The following is a 17,716-nucleotide window of genomic DNA, read 5'->3' as shown; positions in this document are numbered from 1 at the left end:
CTAAGCCTCCAACGTCTTACGTACAGCTTGTTCGATGCGTTCTACACTAGGTAGCCATTCTTTTTCTAATACGGGTGAAAATGGTACGGGTGAGTGTGGTGGAGTGACTAACTCGATTGGTGCTTTAAGAAAATGAAAGCCTTTCTGTGCAATGAGTGCAGCCACATCATGTCCGAAACCACAACGCGCTGCAGATTCATCTACAATCACCACACGGCCTGTTGAAGCCACTGACTCTAAAATACCGTCTTCATCCAATGGAGAAATGGTTCTAGGGTCAACCACTTCAACCGAAATTCCTTCTTTTGCGAGCTTGTCAGCAACGTCATTAGCACGATGCACCATCAAGCTTAAGGCAATAATGGTGATATCTGTGCCCTCACGGGTGTAATTTGCGACACCAAAAGGAATAGTGTAGGCCTCATCTGGCACTTCGCCCTTAATGTCGTACAACAACTTGTGCTCACAAAAGACTACTGGATCGTCATCTCGAATGGCTTGAATCAACAACCCTTTCACATCATAGGCACTTGAAGGCACCACCACTTTTAAACCAGGCACTGAGGCAAACACGTTATATGGCGACTGAGAATGCTGCGCTGCTGCGGAAAAACCTGCACCGATCATGCCTCGTACAACGAGTGGCGCTTTGGCTTTGCCACCAAACATATAGCGGAATTTAGCCGCTTGGTTATACAGCATGTCATAACACACGCCGTAAAAATCCATGAACATTAAATCTGCCACAGGTCTTAAACCCGTTGCAGCAGCACCTGCCGCCATACCAATAATCGCTGATTCTGTAATTGGCGTATCAATGACTCGTTCAGAACCAAATTCAGTCCATAAGCCTTTGGTTACACCAAGTACACCGCCAAAACCTTCCAGTTTATTGTCATCGGTATTTTTGCCACCATGCCCACCACGAACATCTTCACCGACCACAATGACACTTGAGTCTCGGCGCATTTCTAATTCAATTGCTTCTTTAATCGCATTTCGATAACTTTTATTTGGCATTTTTCTACTATTCCTTTAGTAAGAGACGTAAACATCAGTAAGTAACTGAGAGACTTCTGGGTACTTAGCTGCACGTGCTTTTGCAACGGCATCGTCTACATTGGCTTTAGACTGGGCATCAATCGCATCCATTTTGGCTTCGTCAATTTTATCCTTGACTTTTTCACGGAATATTTTCAATGGGTCTTTATGTTCTTTGACATAATCCAGTTCTTCTTTGGAACGAATAAGCCCCGGATCACCTTCAAAATGTCCATAAAAACGGTTGGTTACTGTTTCAATCACACTCGGGCCTTCACCACGGCGGGCACGTTCAATGGCTTTTTGTGCAACTTCATACACAGCAAAAAAGTCTGTTCCATCTACTTTTTCAGCGGGTAAGCCAAAACCTGCTGCTCGGCCTGCAATGTCTTTACTGCCTACGGCATAATCATGTGCAGTACCTTCACCAAAACCGTTATTTTCAAAAACAAAAATGACAGGAAGCTTTAACACAACAGCCATATTAATGGCTTCAAAAGTTAAGCCCTGATTTGAACCGCCGTCACCAGTAAAAGATAGACCAATCCCACCATTTTTGAGTGTTTTAGCACTTAAAGCTGCCCCAATAGCCAAAGGTGGACCACCACCTACAATACCGTTTGCACCGAGCATGCCTTTATCTAAATCCGCAATGTGCATTGAGCCGCCTTTACCACGACACAAACCATCATCTTTGCCAAAAATTTCTAGCATCATGGCGTGAATGTCACAGCCCTTTGCAATACAATGTCCGTGACCACGATGTGTTGAGGTAATGAAGTCCTTATCTGTTAAATTTTCACAGATCCCTACGGCAACAGCTTCCTCACCGCTATAAAGATGGATGAAACCTGGGATATCACCTGTATTGTTTTCATCGTGAAGTCTATCCTCAAATTCACGAATGTCGCGCATTCTTTTGTATGCTGCTAGCAATTGCTCTTCCGTTAATTGCATATCTTTGTTCCTTATTTACCACGCTTAAAAGAAAATCCCAAATTGAATAACTGGATTTTTAAATCGTATATTTATATAAGAATATTTTCATTTAATTTCATATTAGACTAAAAAAATATAATGCATAAAAACATAAGATAAACATTAAAAACAATGGTTTATAAAATTAAGAAATTTGTAAATTTTTTAATATTATTCAGCTATATACAAAAACAAACCTTTAACCAACCTTTGTTTTATATGATAAGTTTTTTGCCCTGTTTTAATATTATTAATGCATTTAAAGCAGCTTATTTAATATCAGGCTCAATATTAATTATTTTAAACGACGGAGTGTTTGAAATGGATTTAAATAACCCAGTATTAACTGGAAAGAAGCTACGTGGCGCTAAAAAAATGGCGCGTATTCCAATTAAAGTTGTTCCAACGGAAACGATACCGAAAAAGCCAGAATGGATCCGGACTAAAATTAGTCGACCTGAGGAAGTCCAAATCATTAAGGATTTATTAAGACAACAAAAACTACATACCGTTTGCGAAGAAGCAGCTTGTCCTAACTTGCCGCAATGTTTCGGTAGTGGAACAGCAACATTCATGATTATGGGAGATATCTGTACTCGACGCTGTCCATTCTGTGATGTCTCGCATGGCCGTCCTAATATCCTAGATCCTAATGAGCCAAAGCATCTGGCTGAAACAGTCAAGAATCTAAACTTAAAGTATGTTGTGATTACTTCTGTTGATCGAGACGACTTAAAAGATGGCGGTGCACAGCATTTTGCAGATTGCATTCGAGAAATTCGTCAAACTAGTCCAGACACTTTGATTGAAGTTTTGGTTCCTGATTTTCGTGGTCGCGCAGATATTGCACTTAAAATTCTGAGCCAAAACCCACCCGATGTCTTTAATCACAATATTGAAACCGTGCCACGCCTGTATAAAGCCATGCGACCAGGCGCTGACTATCAGCATTCATTGAATTTACTCAAAAAATTTAAACACTACTGTCCCGACATTCCAACCAAATGCGGTTTGATGGTCGGTTTAGGAGAAGTCGAGGCTGAGGTTATTGTGTTATTAAATGATTTGAAAGATTATCAAGTGGACTATGTCACAATCGGTCAATACTTACAGCCATCTAAATCTCATGCGCCAATTCATCGTTTTGTTACGTTGCAAGAGTTTAAGCATTATCAAACACATAGAGAGCGCTTAGCGTTTAAAAATATTTGGAGTGCGCCATTAGTACGATCAAGTTATTTTGCAGACCGTCAGTATCATGGTGAAGCTGTGCCTAGCCCTTACATGAGCGAATGAATTTTCATCCTATTTACGTTTATTAACATTTCAGATGGAAATAGCCATTTTCAGCTCATAAGAACACTTTTAAAGTAACTCAAGGACTGGTAAAGCCATAAGATATGATTTAACCAAGCAAAGATAAAAGCATTTAAAATTGAAGCAAGAAGAAATGACGTAAATGACTATAAATTTGGAAACTCATTTCTAAAATTTAAAAATATTACAGTCTCATCATAAAGGAATATGATATGAACCTGTTCAATACAGCACCTGCAAAAAAGCTGCAAACAACCCATTTAATTAATCAAACTACTGTGCATGCTGCCCCTGTTTTAGCATTTCTATTCAGCATAATTATGCAGATTTACTCAAAATAGCAAATGATTCAGATATGGCGATTGGTCTTACAGATCATCACGGGACTCTCTTGTGGACATGGAGTAGTTCAGCGATGCTTTCTTCTGCTGAACAAGTTCATTTTATTGAGGGCGGACATTGGTCTACACAGGCAGTTGGAACCAATGCGATTGGTATGGTGTTAAACAGCCAAATATCAAGTTGCGTCTATTCTCATGAAAACCAAATGGACAGTGTTAGAGATTGGGTTTGTTATGCCGCACCGATTTGGGACCCAACATCGGGACAATTTCACGGCATTATTAACCTTTCTACAAAATATAAAAAACATACGCCTTTAGGGTTGCTCGCAGTTGAACGCTGTGCAGATTTAATACAGCGTGCCATAAAATTTGAGCAGCAAAATTTTTTGTACATTAAAGCGCTAGGTTCACCTTGGGTTCAATTTAATGGGCAAACTTTAAACTTGAGTCACCGTCAAATTGAAATACTTTGCATTTTAGCTTTGAATCCCCATGGAATTGGCTTAGAAGAGTTACACTATACCCTTTATGGTGAGCGTAGTGTCAGCCTAAAAACCCTAAAGGCTGAGCTTTCACAACTTCGTAGCCTATTACCTCATTCAATTGAAGCTCGCATTTATAGGCTTAGCTGTGAAGTCCAATGTGATTTTTTACGTGCTGAACAATCATTAAATGCAAATCTTATTTCCAGTACATTCTCACTATATAAAGGTAGCTTTCTCTCTAAATCAGAAAGCCCTTTACTCAGCACTTGGAGACATTGTTTTGATGCCCGTTTGAGCCAGTTGATCTATCAAATAAAGGATATCGATCAATTATTAAGAATTATTGGACAAACACATGACCGAATTGATGCGGTACAGCGTTTATTAGAGTTATTACCACAGGACAGTATCCACCGTAATTATTTTTCAAATATGATTTAGATTTGATCTGTTGCTTCAACTCTAAAGTTTTATTGTGAAACAGATTGAAAAGGAAGCTTGATTTTCATACTCCTTTAATGAGAATGTACGATCAAGTCTGAACTAATACAGAATATCGCTTATAAATAAGCTTTTAGTTGTTCAAACAAGTGAGACCACCTCTTTTTGAGTAAACTTTTCTTTATCAATTTTCAGCACGTAGCGGGTATTACGCCCACCACCTTCCAGTTTATACAGCACATCGTTTTCCAAAAGCTCGGTTAGGTGACGTGTTGCTGTAGCCTTACTTACTCCAGTGAGCTTTTGATACTGTGAAGCATTAATTCCTAGAGGGAAATCATTCTCTTCGCCATTGAGTAAGCGATTTAAAACTTTATTCTGGGCTTCATTGAATTCGATATGAGAATAAGTGCTCCAAAATTTCGCTTTAGTGATCGTTCGATCAAGTCGTAGTAAAGACCTATCGATACTTTTTTCTAAGGTGTTTAAAAACCAGACCAACCACTCATTAATTGTATAAGTATCATTCTGGCATTTCTCAAGAACCTCATAATAACTACTACGATTTTCATGAATGGCCACGGACATAGCATATAAACGGATACTTTGGTGATCCATTTGAGCTAATGCTAAATCTGTAATAACACGCGTAATACGACCATTACCATCTTCAAATGGATGTAATGTCACAAACCAAAAATGAGCAAGTGCAGCTCGCAATAACGGATCAAGCATTACATCTTCTCTAGAACTATTGAACCATTCTATAAATTCATTCATTAGTCCCTGTAAATGCTCTCCACCCTCAGGTGCTTCAAAGTAAACCTTGGTAGTAGTACCATAAAGAGAACCACCAACAACCTGCATTGGTGCCTCGTTATCACGAATTTCTCCTACTTTGATTTTTTGCGCAGCATAATCAAAGCGTTCTATAGTTTGAAAAAGCCAGTTATGCCATTGTAATAAGCGCTCCATTGTTAATGGCGCATTATGATTGCTCACTGCATCCATCATGATATTGGCTAAACCTTCATTTTTATCTTGAATGGGTGCAGGATTTTCTTCTGTTACCCCTAAACGCCGAGCTAATGAGGATTTGAGTGAACGAACATTCAACTTCTCATCTTCAATGAGTGAGGATGCGACTAGATTTGTGAGCAGTGTATCTAATGGTAATGCCTCAGCTTCTGGTGATACTTTGCTCTCTCCGACTAATTGACCTATCTTCTTATGAATTAAACGTAATTTTACTGTGACAAGTGCTTCATCCCATTTAAATTTAGTCCAGTTTGCTTTTTGCCATACCCATTTTTTCATAAGCATTCCCCCCTACTGCATGAGTCTATTGTAACACCTATTCGGCTCATTTAGTGAGGAGCTATTAATTCAGTTATTCAGCTCATTTATGACTATTGACCTAATAAAACCTAGATTGTGAGCCGAATAATTGGCTTAAACAGCTCATATAATGAGCCAAATATACAGGTTATTCGGCTCATTTACTTCTTTTAGCCATTAGGTTGGTTATGTCAGCATTAACAGCGATTAAATATAATCCACACATTGAAGCTTTATATCAACGATTATTAAGCCAGGTTAAAAATAAAATGTGTGCTTTAGGTGCTGCAATGCGCAAGCTTATACATCTGTGTTATGGCGTTTTAAAACATCAGACTGCCTATCAAAGAGATTATTTATTGGTCGAATAATATCAAAACCTGATTGACTACCAAGACGCTATCTCATCTCAGAATATTGAGTCTCCGACAAACCTGGTACGGTTCACTATAGGGTTCTTGTTTTATCTAGTTGTGGATTGATTGCTGCGCTTTTGACAGTCAATCTCATAGTCTAGTTTGAATAAAAACTTATCTATGTACCTTCAATTTTAAGCATGGTTTGATTCTCTCTTTTCAAATAAATGGCCATGCAATACTCAGTAAAAATAATAGCCCTAATACGGTGCAACTAATTTGCCAAAAACGCAAAGGATCTCGTTCAATGATTGCTGGTGGTTTAGAGTTTAATAATTCTTTGGAAGGATGCATTAGATTATGAATGAGTTCAGATAAGGCCTCAAAACGATGGGTCGGTTCAATACTCAGCGCTTGGCCTAAAATTTTATCTAACCATATAGGTAAATCAGGCCGATATTTCCTGATGGAATAGTATTGAACTTTTTTAAGCTGCTTTAAACTGTTACAGCGAGCTAAATCTGTCCCATAAGGTAATTGTTTGGTCAGTAAATAATAGGCCATTACCGCCAAAGAAAATTGGTCTGAATGTACAGATGGCGAATGATCAATAAAATACTCCGGTGCCATAAATGCTAAGGTTCCGAGTGGTCGATTCGCATTTTTAGGATTAATTTCGACCAGGCCTCTTACTGCTGTTGAACCATAATCAATCAGTTTAATTTTCATGGCACTTTCTGTATTTAAAACAATGATGTTTTTTGGCCGTATATCCTGATGCAGCATCTCCAGCCGGTGCATTGCATTTAAAGCCAAAGCTGTTTGTTGCAAAATTGGTAAAATCTCATCGAGATTTAAAGGCTTTTCCTGGAGATGCAGCCATTGAGCCAAAGTTTCACCCTGTAAATATTCATAACATTGGAATAAATATTTTTTCTCAGTGTTATGTGGATAACACTGCATCAGGTTGTCATGCTTCAGACGTTTTGATACCCAATCTTCGAGTTGAAATTGCTCTACGGCATACTTATCTTGCTGTAAATCTACCCCCAAAGTTTTTATAACCAAAGGCTGCTGCTGAGTATCGTGTGCCAAATACAGGCAACTGCGATGATTTTGGTGCAAAATCTTATCAATCACATAGCCTTCAAAAACTTCACCTTTACTGAGCTGTTGTGGAAATACATAATCCTGCTGAATATGAAACTGATTCAGTTCAGGCAACTGTTCTACACGGATCACCTGGAAACTTAAGTTATCATCACTGCCCTGTTCTAAAGCTTTTTCAACTAATCCTTTGGCAAGTTGATTTAAATCTGCATCTATTAAAGTTAAATCTAATAATTGTTGATCTGTGACAAATTCATAGACCCCATCGGTCATTAGTAAAAAAATATCTTTTTCTTTGAGTTCAATATTTCGATAATCAATTTCAATACGATAATCCGCACCTAAGGCTCGACTAAGATAATGCTCTTTGGAAGACAACCAGACACGATGATCATGGGTTAGTAATTCAATTTCATGATCGCGAATGCGGTAAATACGACTATCACCAACATGAAAAACATGGGCTTGTTGCTGTTTTAAAATCAGTGCAGATAAGGTACAGACATACCCTCGGTCTTTATCAAAACGTCCTTGACTTTGTTGAGTCTGTGCATAAAGCCATGAATTGGTCGCGCGGATCACTCGTTCTGCTGAAGTCTGTGTACTCCAGGCATCTGAAGTAGAATAATAATCAGATAAAAAACTACCAACGGCTGTTTCTGCTGCAAGATGACTGACATTACTGCTACCGATTCCATCCGCTATAACACATGCAATACCTTTCTGTTTCAGCATATGTCCTTCGGGCAGATATACTCCATGGAAATCCTGGTTCTGTTGTTTAACTCCGGCAGTAGAATATTGCCCAATACTGACTTTTAATGTTTTTTTCATGCTGAAAGCTCAAAAAGGGATCTATATGATCCCTTTATAAAATGATGAATGTTAAAATTCTTTTTTAACACCAGTACGGACATGGGTGGTATAAAGTGCCAGACCTGTTAATGCCAAACCACCCACCAGATTACCTAAAGCAACCGGCAGTTCATTCCATAGGAAGTAGTCAGCAATCGAGAAGTCACCGCCCATCATCATGGCAAATGGGAACAGGAACATGTTCACGACAGAGTGCTCAAAGCCCATGGCAAAGAACAGCATAATTGGCATCCACATGGCAATAAATTTGCCACTCACCGTAGTAGACATCATCGCGCCAATGACACCTAATGACACCATCCAGTTACACAGCATGCCACGGATAAAAATAGTCATCCAGCCGGCGAATCCGTATTCGGCATAACCTAATGTCCGCTCCTCGCCAATATGCGCAATTTTTACGCCGACAGGGTTTGGATCCGCTGCAAAACCCATGGTATAAACCGCTGCCATGAGCACCGCAACGACTAAACAGCCTGTAAAGTTCCCTACAAACACCAAGCCCCAGTTTTTTAGAATACGTCCCCATGTCACCCCTGGGCGTTTATCTAGCCATGCCAGCGGCGTAAGTACAAACACCCCAGTTAATAGGTCATAGCCCAATAAATACAACATACAAAAACCAACTGGAAAGAGGAGCGCACCAATCAATGGTGATCCTGTTTGCACGGCTATGGTAATGGCAAATACCGCTGCCAAGGCCAGAATGGCCCCTGCCATAAAGGCACGAATCAATACATCACGGGTTGCCATATGCAATTTGGATTCACCCGCATCTACCACTTTTTTTGCAAACTCTGCAGGAGCAAGATATGCCATGTTGTCGTCCTCTTTTTCAATATACAGACCTGTTTTTCAAAAAAAAGACGCCTAAGATCAATGAAGACCTTAGGCGCCGTTGCCTTAAATGCTTGAACAGTTAATGGTGAATGGCGTCATTGCCATATATCTCAAAGTACAAGCAAAATCTATGCCATAAAAAATTATTAATCTTTTAATTATTCACTATCTTATTGAGCATAAATTTTAAAATGATAATTGGCATGATATCTGCATCATCTACTCCGCATAACAATTTGTTTAAGAATCATTTGGAGAGGATTATGATTACCCATCGTCAACAAGTAACTGACATGATCATTTCAGCGAAAGTTTTAAAATCAATTAAATGGTCAGATGTCGCCAAAGAAATAGAACTTTCTAAAGAATGGGTAACCGCTGCATGTTTAGGTCAGATGGCTTTTAATAAAGAACAGGCAGAAAAAATCGGTCAGATTTTTGGCTTAAGTAATGAAGCTGTCGCATGGCTACAAATCGTGCCATACAAAGGTTCATTGCCGACCAGCGTGCCTACTGATCCCTTAATTTATCGCTGGTATGAAGTAGTGAGTGTTTATGGTTCGACCATTAAAGAACTGATTCATGAAGAATTCGGAGATGGGATCATGAGTGCTATTGATTTTAGTATGGATATCCAACGCGAAGAAAATCCGAATGGTGACCGGGTAAATGTCGTATTGTCTGGCAAGTTTTTACCTTATAAAACCTATTAATTTGTCTTGTCCTGAAATAGATTGACAGTATTCCACTTCAAACCGAGTTAAGCAATTAGCTCGGTTTTAGTTTGCTCATACGTCTGATTCGGGGTATTCATATTTAAACTTAAATCTGGTCTATAGCAATTATAAATCATGATAGATTCCGCAATTAAGTGATCTAACTCCTTCATGGTTTGACATCGTGTAGTTAAAAACTCCTGCTTTAATATTCCATTAATCCGCTCTGCTAATGCATTCTGGTATGAGAAACACTGTTTCGCAAGTGCGCCATCTGTCATAGAAGGACATACCCTATAAGGATAATGCCACCTTTCACAAAGCAACAAGGCTTCAGAAGTTGATACGTTGTGCAGGCCATTACATTGTCCCCATTCAGAACGAACTTCGACCAGCTCACCATCCTGAATCCCGTATTTCAGTGCATCATTCGAATGAATTTCACAATACGGTTCGGCACGATGTGTACTGAGATGGGCAGATAATCCAGTGCGGCTCATAGCAGGCTCATGATTTTTTCGATCTGGGCAAATTTCTGAAAAAATAAGGTTAATTTTTCAATAGTAATCCCGGTTCGTTGAGCCACGCTTTCAATCGATGACTCTGTTGAGCTGCTGGCAAGTGCCTGCTCCAGACCTTGAGTATGTTGGGTAATAAAATCCAGATCGGTATAGCTATTTTGCTGAAGATATTGCAACAAGCCATTAAACAGCGCGACATCCTGACCTGGTAAAATGGGTAAGTGTAAATCTGCCGCTTCACAGGTTGCAGTAAAGCGTGGATCAATCACCACTACAAATAAATCCCGCTCTTCTTTGGCTTTCATGATGCGCTGATAAAGCACCAGATGGCACCAGGCAGTATTGGAACCCACCAGAACCACCATTTCTGTCTGCTCAAAGTCTGTGTAGCTGGTATGTGCTGCCACAGCAGATGACATGCACAGCCTTGAATTGGTATCAATATTGGCAGTACCGAGATAACCTTTTACAAATTTGTTCACCACATAATAGTCTTCAGTCAAAAGCTGGCCGGAGACATAAAAGGCGATGCTGTCGCGCCCATACTGATCAATACATTGCTGAAATTTATTGGCAATACTTGAAATGGTATGATCCCAAGTACTTATTTGCCGCTGTTCATTTCGACCTGTCATCGGATGCAGAAGCCGGGTTTTTAGGCTAAGTGTATCGGCAAGATGACTGCCTTTAATACACAACTTGCCCAAGTTCGCCGGATGCTGAACATCGCCTTCAATCTCAACCTTTTCACCCGTCGGGGTTTGGCTTACGTGCGCAATGACGCCACAGCCTACCCCACAATAAGGACAGGTCGTCTGAGTAGTTTTTATTTGGGATTCAGTAGAGCTATGTAGTTCCATAACCGGAATACTATTCATTGCTGCTGTGCTCCTTAATCATCCAAATTCACTTGTTTCACCAAATCTCTGATATCTAGCTTTTACAGGTTTGATTTAAATTTTTTCTATGTCTCAAATGCTTTAATTCTCCCCAACCCTCCTTTAGCAAAGGAGGGAGGTTCCCTTTATCCAAGAGGAGTTGGAGGAGATTTATCCGATTACCCTGCCTTTTTGAATGCAAAATCCCGACCAAAAAGCAGTTTGCTGCGGATATTGCTAATTGGTGTCTGGTCCGCAATCAGTTCTGCATACCAAGCCCCATCTTCAGTATCGCCAAATAGCACCGCACCAATGACTTTTTCCTGCTGGATGATGATCCGTTTATAAATCTGACGTTTTTCATCATTCAGCACGATATCTTCAAAATCATCCTGAGGTTCAAAATTTCCGGCCGAGAAGACATCACATCCACTGACCTTGAGTTGGGTCGGAACAGTCGGTGCCTTAAAGGTCAGTCGGCCATGTTCAGCCAGATGCGTCGCACAGATAAAGGCTTGTCCCCATAGGGGTTCAACCAATCCAAAGGTCTGACCACGATGCTCAATACATTCACCCACTGCATAAATACTCGGGTCATAGGTTTGCATGGTGTCATTCACCAGTACTCCACGATTGCAGCGCAAGCCAGCCTGTTCAGCCAGAGTTTTATTTGGTCGAATCCCGACGGCAAAAACTACCAAATCAGCATCCAGCACTGTCCCGTCTTTTAAACGCAGTTGAGTCACGTGGCCGTCTATACCGAGCAGCTCTTCGGTGTTGGCTTCAGTGATGATTCGGATGCCTTTATCTTCAATTGATTTTTTCAGCATTTGACTGGCTTTCATATCCAGTTGACGATCCATAATACGGTCCATCAGATGCAGCACAGTTACATTCATCCCCTGCTGCTTCAGTCCATAAGCTGCTTCTAGACCCAGCAACCCACCTCCAATCACGACGGCATTTTGCTTGGTTTTGCAGTAATCCAGCATGTGGTTAACATCCTGAATATCCCGGAAGCTAATCACGCCTTCAAGTTCAGCACCTGAAATTGGTGGTATAAAGGGTTTGGAACCAGTAGCGAGGATCAGACGATCATAAGCAACGATTTCACCTTTTTCGGTATGAACCTGCTTACGTGAACGGTCGATAGAGCTGGCAGCATCTCCAGCGATGAATCGAATGCCTTTTTCGGCATACCAGTCGGCTGAATGCAGCATAATTTCTGCAAAGCTTTTCTCACCAGACAATACCGGTGACAACATGATCCGATTGTAATTGCCCCATGGCTCTTCCCCAATCACGGTAATGTCATAACGATCTGGCGCCATATCCAGCAAGTCTTCCAGACAGCGCATGCCCGCCAGCCCATTTCCGACCAGTACCAGTTTTAAACGCTCTGTGTTCTGACCATTACTGGAAATATAGGTCTTTTGTGGAGTCGGACTCACCAGAACTTTGCCATTTTCAATTCGGGTTGGAAATACCAGTAATTTCTGGTCTTGCTCTTCCAGACAACGGCCGGTCACCAGACTGAAATGCTGCTTATAAATTGGGGATGCGACTACACGCTCACCTTGCAGATCACCCAGAATGCCACGTGCCATGACATTGGCCAGACTAAATGGATCTTGATTGCTGAGCGCATACACCCGCTGTTCCTGACCCACGCGAAAAATTGCAATCTGCTGATCTTCAATCAGGGCTGCCACACCGGTATTCGGGGTAATCTCATCCAGATTGCAGACTTCGTACCAGTTCAGTTCGTTTATGTCTTTTAAAATTGTCATTTTCATTCTCCCTGACTGTGGTATTTAGGCTTCAACCACTGGAATACGGTTTAAATCACGTTCAGCTTCTGTCTTTGGACGAATCTGGCCACGTACAGGCGCAAACTGAATATTCGGGTCATTCTGCTCAGCTGCTTTGGCATTGATAAAAGTCTTAAAGCGTTTGCGTACTTCAGGATCTTCAATCGCGGTGCGCCATTCATCCTGATAAGTGCCAATCACATGCTGCATACGGCTTTCCAGTTCAGCAGCAATACCCAGTGAATCATGCACAATGACATCTTTCAGATAGTCCAGCCCACCTTCCATATTGTCACGCCATACGCTGGTGCGTTGCAGACGATCTGCTGTCTGGATATAGAACATAAAGAAGCGGTCGATATATTTGATCAGTGTGGAAGTATCCAGATCCGAGGCGAGTAGTTCAGCATGGCGCGGTTTCATACCGCCATTGCCACATACATATAGATTCCAGCCTTTTTCGGTGGCAATGACACCGACATCCTTGCTCTGTGCTTCTGCACATTCACGGGTACAGCCAGATACTGCCATTTTGGTTTTATGTGGTGAACGCAGGCCTTTATAACGATTCTCCAGGAAAATCGCCAAGCCGACAGAATCATCGACTCCGAAACGGCACCAGGTACTACCCACACAAGATTTCACCGTACGTAAGGATTTGCCGTAGGCATGTCCGGACTCGAAACCGGCATTGATCAGTTTTTCCCAGATTTCAGGCAGCTGATGTACCTGTGCACCAAACATGTCAATTCGTTGTCCGCCTGTGATTTTGGTATATAGACCATAATCTTTGGCGATCTGACCGATGGTAATTAGGCCATCCGGGGTAATTTCGCCGCCTGCCACACGTGGCACAATCGAATAAGAACCATCTTTCTGGATATTGCCGAGATAGTAGTCGTTGCTATCCTGCAAACCGGCATGGCTAGGTTTTAGGACAAAGTCATTCCAACAGGATGCCAGAATATTGGCTACAGTCGGTTTGCAGATATCACAGCCCATGCCGTGCCCATGTTGCTGAATCAGGTCAGAGAATGTCTTGATCTCATGCACGCGTACCAGGTGATACAGTTCCTGACGTGAATAGGCAAAGTGTTCACACAGGTGATTGTTCACCGTGACACCCTGACGCTGTAATTCAGATTTGAGAACCTGCGTTACCAGTGGCGCACAGCCACCGCACGCAGTTGCAGCCTGCGTGCATTTTTTCAATGCACCCAATGAAGTTGCACCGCCATCAATGGCTGAACAGATATCAGCTTTAGAAACGTTATTACATGAACAGATGGTCGCACTGTCAGGCAATAAATCGATGCCACTGCCACCTGATTTGGAGGTTGACTGATCAAAGCCCGGCATGATCAGGCTTTCCGGTTGCTCCGGTACAGCCAGACCATTCAGCATCATTTGCAGGAGATCACTATATTCTTTGGCACAGCCCACCAGCACCGCGCCCAGCAGCCTGGTCTTATCTGCTGACACCACGATTTTTTTATAAACCTGCGCGGTTTCATCAGCATAGAAATAGCTCAAAGCACCTGGGGACATGGCATGTGCATCACCAATAGAAGCAACATCCACGCCCATCAGTTTGAGCTTGGTACTCATGTCCGCACCAGCGAATGCATGACTTTCTTGGCCTAGGACATGTTTTGCCGCGATCCGCGCCATGTCATAGCCTGGTGCAACCAGACCATAAATTTTATTGTCCCAAAGTGCACATTCACCAATGGCATAAATGTCCGGATGTGAGGTCTGGCAATAATCATTAATGATAATGCCGCCACGCTCACCAATCAGTAAACCACTTTGGCGCGCCAGTTCATCACGCGGACGAATGCCGGCCGAGAACAGGATGATATCGGTTTCAAGCACCGAACCATCTCCGAACTTCATTACATGCTGAGTGCTGTCACCATCTTCAATACTTGACGTGGCCTTTTGAGTATGTACCTTGACACCCAGGTCTTCAATTTTAGAGCGCAGTATCTGGCCGCCCAGATCATCAATCTGCACCGCCATCAGACGCGGAGCAAATTCTACGACATGGGTTTCCAGATTCAGATCTCGCAGGGCTTTCGCTGCTTCCAGCCCTAGCAAGCCGCCGCCAATCACTACGCCAGTTTTGGCATTCAGACTGGCTGCACGAATGGCATCCAGATCTTCAATGGTACGATAAACAAAGCAATTCTGACGGTCATTGCCCGGGATTGGTGGCACAAAGGCATAAGAACCGGTAGCGAGAATCAACTTGTCAAAACTCAGCACATCACCCTGGCTGGTGGTGACGGTTTTATGGAGCTGATCAATTTCAACCGCTTTAGTATTAAGTCGCAAATCAATGCCATAAGCATCGGCAAAATCACTACGACACAGACTCAAATCCTTGACCGACTTGCCGCTGAAATATTCGGTCAAATGTACCCGGTCATAAGCTAAATGTGGCTCTTCTGCCAAAATGGTCAGCTCAATGTCATCACCGGCCTGTTCCAGTACAGATTCGATGAATTTATGCCCCACCATGCCATGCCCAATCATGAGAATTTTCATATCTGCACTCCAACTATTGTTTTTTTAAAGATGATAAAAAGCCACATATCACGTCTAGGCATTGATATGTCTGCTGATTGAATATGTTGTAAATACCGCGACCCAGCACTTTGTAATGCTGGAGGAAGGGTTGAAACGCTTGTGCGTTTTGTATTGCTGAACAACTGACCATGTCATTTATCCTGTGCTGAACGAAATACCAATCACATTTTTTGAAAATGCAATTACGATCAGAACGGACATCGTTGGCCGTTGTTAGTATTGAAAGTCATCTTTGACGATTTAATAAATGCAGAAACCGTGCCAACTTTTTTAATAGAAAAATGCCTTGTTTCAGGCAGATGATCTACCTAAATGCTTCATTTTGATCAGCTATCAGCTGAAATCCCTAAAGCTGTGCACTAAATTGAACAGAAAAACGAAATTTTATGCACCAATTTAATGGCATGTTTTTTGCTTTAATCCTGCTTGAATATTCCTTAGGCCTTACTTGAAAATATTCCATGTCCAAATTACGAATTGCTCTTATTGATGATGATCTGGAGCGTGCCCAATTCATCCAGGAATCCCTGCTTTTACATGATTTTCAGGTGGTGGCCTGCTTAATCCTGAATGACCTGAATATGGTACATGTCAAAGGCATTCATGCAGATGTGATCCTGTTGAATATGGATCATCCGCATCGGGATATTATTGAAAGTTGTGTCAGCCAATATGAACTCCCGACCGTGCTGTTTACCCAGAACTCCAATAAAGACACCATCAAGAGTGCGATTGATGCCGGAATCACGGCCTATATTGTCGATGGTATTGATCCCACCAAACTAGAAAGCATTCTGGAAATTTCAATTGAACAGTTTCGCAAGCATAAAAAGCTGCTGAATGATTTAAAAGAAACCCAGGACAAGCTGATTGATCGTAAAGATATTGATAAAGCCAAAGCACTGCTCATCCAGCTACATGCCTTAACGGAAGAACAAGCCTTTGCTTTATTGCGTAAAAATGCCATGAGTCACCGGATTACCATTGGTGAAATGGCTAGACGCTTACTGGATGCACAGAAGCTGTTATTGGGCCAATAAGGAAAAGCATATGTCCACATTAGAAAAAACTGAACTCAATATTGGCTATATTCCTTTACTTGATTGTGTTGCCATTCTCTGGGCCGAAAAACAGGGGTATTTTTCCGAGCAAGGATTAACCATCAATTTAATCCGTGAAGCCTCCTGGTCAAGTTTGCGTGACCGTCTGGCCTATGGCTTTCTGGATGCTGCACATTGTCTGTCCGCCATGTTGCCCGCTGCTGCCTTGGGCACAGACCAGTTACAGGTAACTTTGCAAACCCCTCTAGTACTGAGCGTGAATCAGGCTTTTATTAGCCTGCGCCAAGATCTGTGTTATGAACTCGGCATCCAGCCAGGGGATGATGAAAAAAGTACCTCAAGGAAACTGGTACTGGCTTTACAACAGGATCATCCCATCAATCTGGCCTATGTCTATAAATATTCGATTCACCATTACTGCTTAAAAGAATGGTTGGCGCTAACCGATCTACAACTGGCCAAGAATATCCAGCTGATGACCTCTCCACCGCCTTCCATGGTAAAAGGAATCGCAGAACAGGTATTTGATGGTTTTTGCGTGGGAGAACCCTGGAATATTCAGGCCAAACTTGAAGGCTATAGTTTTATCGTTGCGGCGAGCCAGAATGTCATTCCAAAAGTTGCCGATAAAGTCTTAGCCATGACCCAGGAATGGGCAGAACAGCATCCATTTACCGTAGAGGCAGTGGTCAAGGCAGTACAAAAAGCGCAGGATGATTTAAAGCAGTGCAGTGATTTATCAGAAGTATGGGACATGCTGGTAGACTATCAGATTATTCAGTTTGAATGTTCCGCCCAGCGGCATGTCTATGACTTTTATAAGATTAAGAATATCATCCGGAATTTTGTTGGGGAAAGTGCCGAACCGAAAGTCGATGATTTTATCTGGCTCCTGCAGCAGATGGATAAATGGGAAAATATTGAAATGACCGCAGCCAAAAAAAAACAGATTGCGCAATCCTGTATTTATCAGCAAGAAGTGACCGTTGTTTAAAATATTATCTATTCTCA

The 17,716-nt window shown here is 41.8% G+C and carries 11 protein-coding genes and 5 pseudogenes; 6 read left to right on the top strand and 10 right to left on the bottom strand.

Annotated features, from left to right (window positions below; translation table 11 throughout):
- A complete protein-coding gene (locus FTV28_RS10880; RefSeq protein ID WP_131261971.1) occupies nt 1-1,020 on the bottom strand; it encodes an alpha-ketoacid dehydrogenase subunit beta in 1,020 nt (339 codons plus the stop codon).
- A 15-nt stretch (nt 1,021-1,035) separates the two neighbouring features.
- Entirely contained in the window at nt 1,036-1,998 is a 963-nt protein-coding gene (locus FTV28_RS10875) for a thiamine pyrophosphate-dependent dehydrogenase E1 component subunit alpha (protein WP_131261972.1), read from the bottom strand.
- Nucleotides 1,999-2,340: 342 nt separating this feature from the next.
- Here FTV28_RS10875 and lipA point away from each other — a divergent pair, with 342 nt between their 5' ends.
- Together lipA and FTV28_RS10865 are read left to right on the top strand one after the other, a co-directional pair.
- Nucleotides 2,341-3,315 carry a lipoyl synthase gene (gene lipA / locus FTV28_RS10870; RefSeq protein ID WP_131261973.1) on the top strand — a complete coding sequence of 325 codons (975 nt, stop codon included), beginning with the start codon at nt 2,341-2,343 and terminating at the stop codon, nt 3,313-3,315.
- Between the two features lie 233 nt (nt 3,316-3,548).
- Nucleotides 3,549-4,606 (top strand): annotated as a pseudogene (locus tag FTV28_RS10865) (transcriptional regulator).
- 141 nt (nt 4,607-4,747) lie between these two features.
- Here the strand turns inward: FTV28_RS10865 and FTV28_RS10860 are convergent.
- Complete coding sequence (locus tag FTV28_RS10860) at nt 4,748-5,923, bottom strand: Fic family protein (protein ID WP_104851951.1); 1,176 nt, start codon at nt 5,921-5,923, stop codon at nt 4,748-4,750.
- 203 nt (nt 5,924-6,126) lie between these two features.
- Between FTV28_RS10860 and FTV28_RS10855 the strand changes: the two are divergent.
- Nucleotides 6,127-6,315, top strand: a pseudogene (locus tag FTV28_RS10855) (IS110 family transposase); the annotation flags it as partial.
- A 204-nt stretch (nt 6,316-6,519) separates the two neighbouring features.
- Here the strand turns inward: FTV28_RS10855 and FTV28_RS10850 are convergent.
- Together FTV28_RS10850 and FTV28_RS10845 are read right to left on the bottom strand one after the other, a co-directional pair.
- A complete protein-coding gene (locus tag FTV28_RS10850; RefSeq protein ID WP_179990458.1) occupies nt 6,520-8,244 on the bottom strand; it encodes a bifunctional protein-serine/threonine kinase/phosphatase in 1,725 nt (574 codons plus the stop codon).
- A gap of 51 nt (nt 8,245-8,295) precedes the next feature.
- Nucleotides 8,296-9,105 carry a formate/nitrite transporter family protein gene (locus FTV28_RS10845; protein ID WP_008303564.1) on the bottom strand — a complete coding sequence of 270 codons (810 nt, stop codon included), beginning with the start codon at nt 9,103-9,105 and terminating at the stop codon, nt 8,296-8,298.
- 284 nt (nt 9,106-9,389) lie between these two features.
- On the opposite strand from FTV28_RS10845, the gene cynS reads away from it, so the two are divergent.
- The gene (gene cynS, locus FTV28_RS10840; protein WP_096902358.1) at nt 9,390-9,839 is read left to right on the top strand and encodes a cyanase; all 450 of its coding nucleotides are present in this window, start codon (nt 9,390-9,392) and stop codon (nt 9,837-9,839) included.
- Nucleotides 9,840-9,886: 47 nt separating this feature from the next.
- Here cynS and FTV28_RS13610 read toward each other — a convergent pair.
- The 5 genes and pseudogenes from FTV28_RS13610 to nirB all read right to left on the bottom strand — a co-directional run.
- Nucleotides 9,887-10,135 (bottom strand): annotated as a pseudogene (locus tag FTV28_RS13610) (integrase core domain-containing protein); the annotation flags it as partial.
- A gap of 126 nt (nt 10,136-10,261) precedes the next feature.
- Nucleotides 10,262-10,342 (bottom strand): annotated as a pseudogene (locus tag FTV28_RS13605) (hypothetical protein); the annotation flags it as partial.
- Nucleotides 10,343-10,344: 2 nt separating this feature from the next.
- Nucleotides 10,345-11,241: pseudogene (locus tag FTV28_RS10830) on the bottom strand (molybdopterin-dependent oxidoreductase); the annotation flags it as partial.
- 179 nt (nt 11,242-11,420) lie between these two features.
- The gene (gene nirD / locus FTV28_RS10825; protein ID WP_179990454.1) at nt 11,421-13,031 is read right to left on the bottom strand and encodes a nitrite reductase small subunit NirD; all 1,611 of its coding nucleotides are present in this window, start codon (nt 13,029-13,031) and stop codon (nt 11,421-11,423) included.
- Nucleotides 13,032-13,055: 24 nt separating this feature from the next.
- Nucleotides 13,056-15,602 (bottom strand): nitrite reductase large subunit NirB, encoded by a 2,547-nt coding sequence (gene nirB / locus FTV28_RS10820; protein ID WP_218944942.1) that lies wholly within the window; start codon nt 15,600-15,602, stop codon nt 13,056-13,058.
- Nucleotides 15,603-16,105: 503 nt separating this feature from the next.
- Between nirB and FTV28_RS10815 the strand changes: the two genes are divergently transcribed.
- Complete coding sequence (locus FTV28_RS10815; RefSeq protein ID WP_070154220.1) at nt 16,106-16,684, top strand: ANTAR domain-containing response regulator; 579 nt, start codon at nt 16,106-16,108, stop codon at nt 16,682-16,684.
- 10 nt (nt 16,685-16,694) lie between these two features.
- A complete protein-coding gene (locus FTV28_RS10810) occupies nt 16,695-17,699 on the top strand; it encodes an ABC transporter substrate-binding protein (RefSeq protein WP_179990452.1) in 1,005 nt (334 codons plus the stop codon).
- The last annotated feature ends 17 nt before the right edge of the window (nt 17,700-17,716 follow it).

Source organism: Acinetobacter sp. YH12252, from assembly GCF_013417365.1.
Classification (GTDB): domain Bacteria; phylum Pseudomonadota; class Gammaproteobacteria; order Pseudomonadales; family Moraxellaceae; genus Acinetobacter; species Acinetobacter towneri.
Note: the sequence above shows the minus strand (reverse complement) of the source record. Positions and strands in the feature narration are given on the sequence as shown.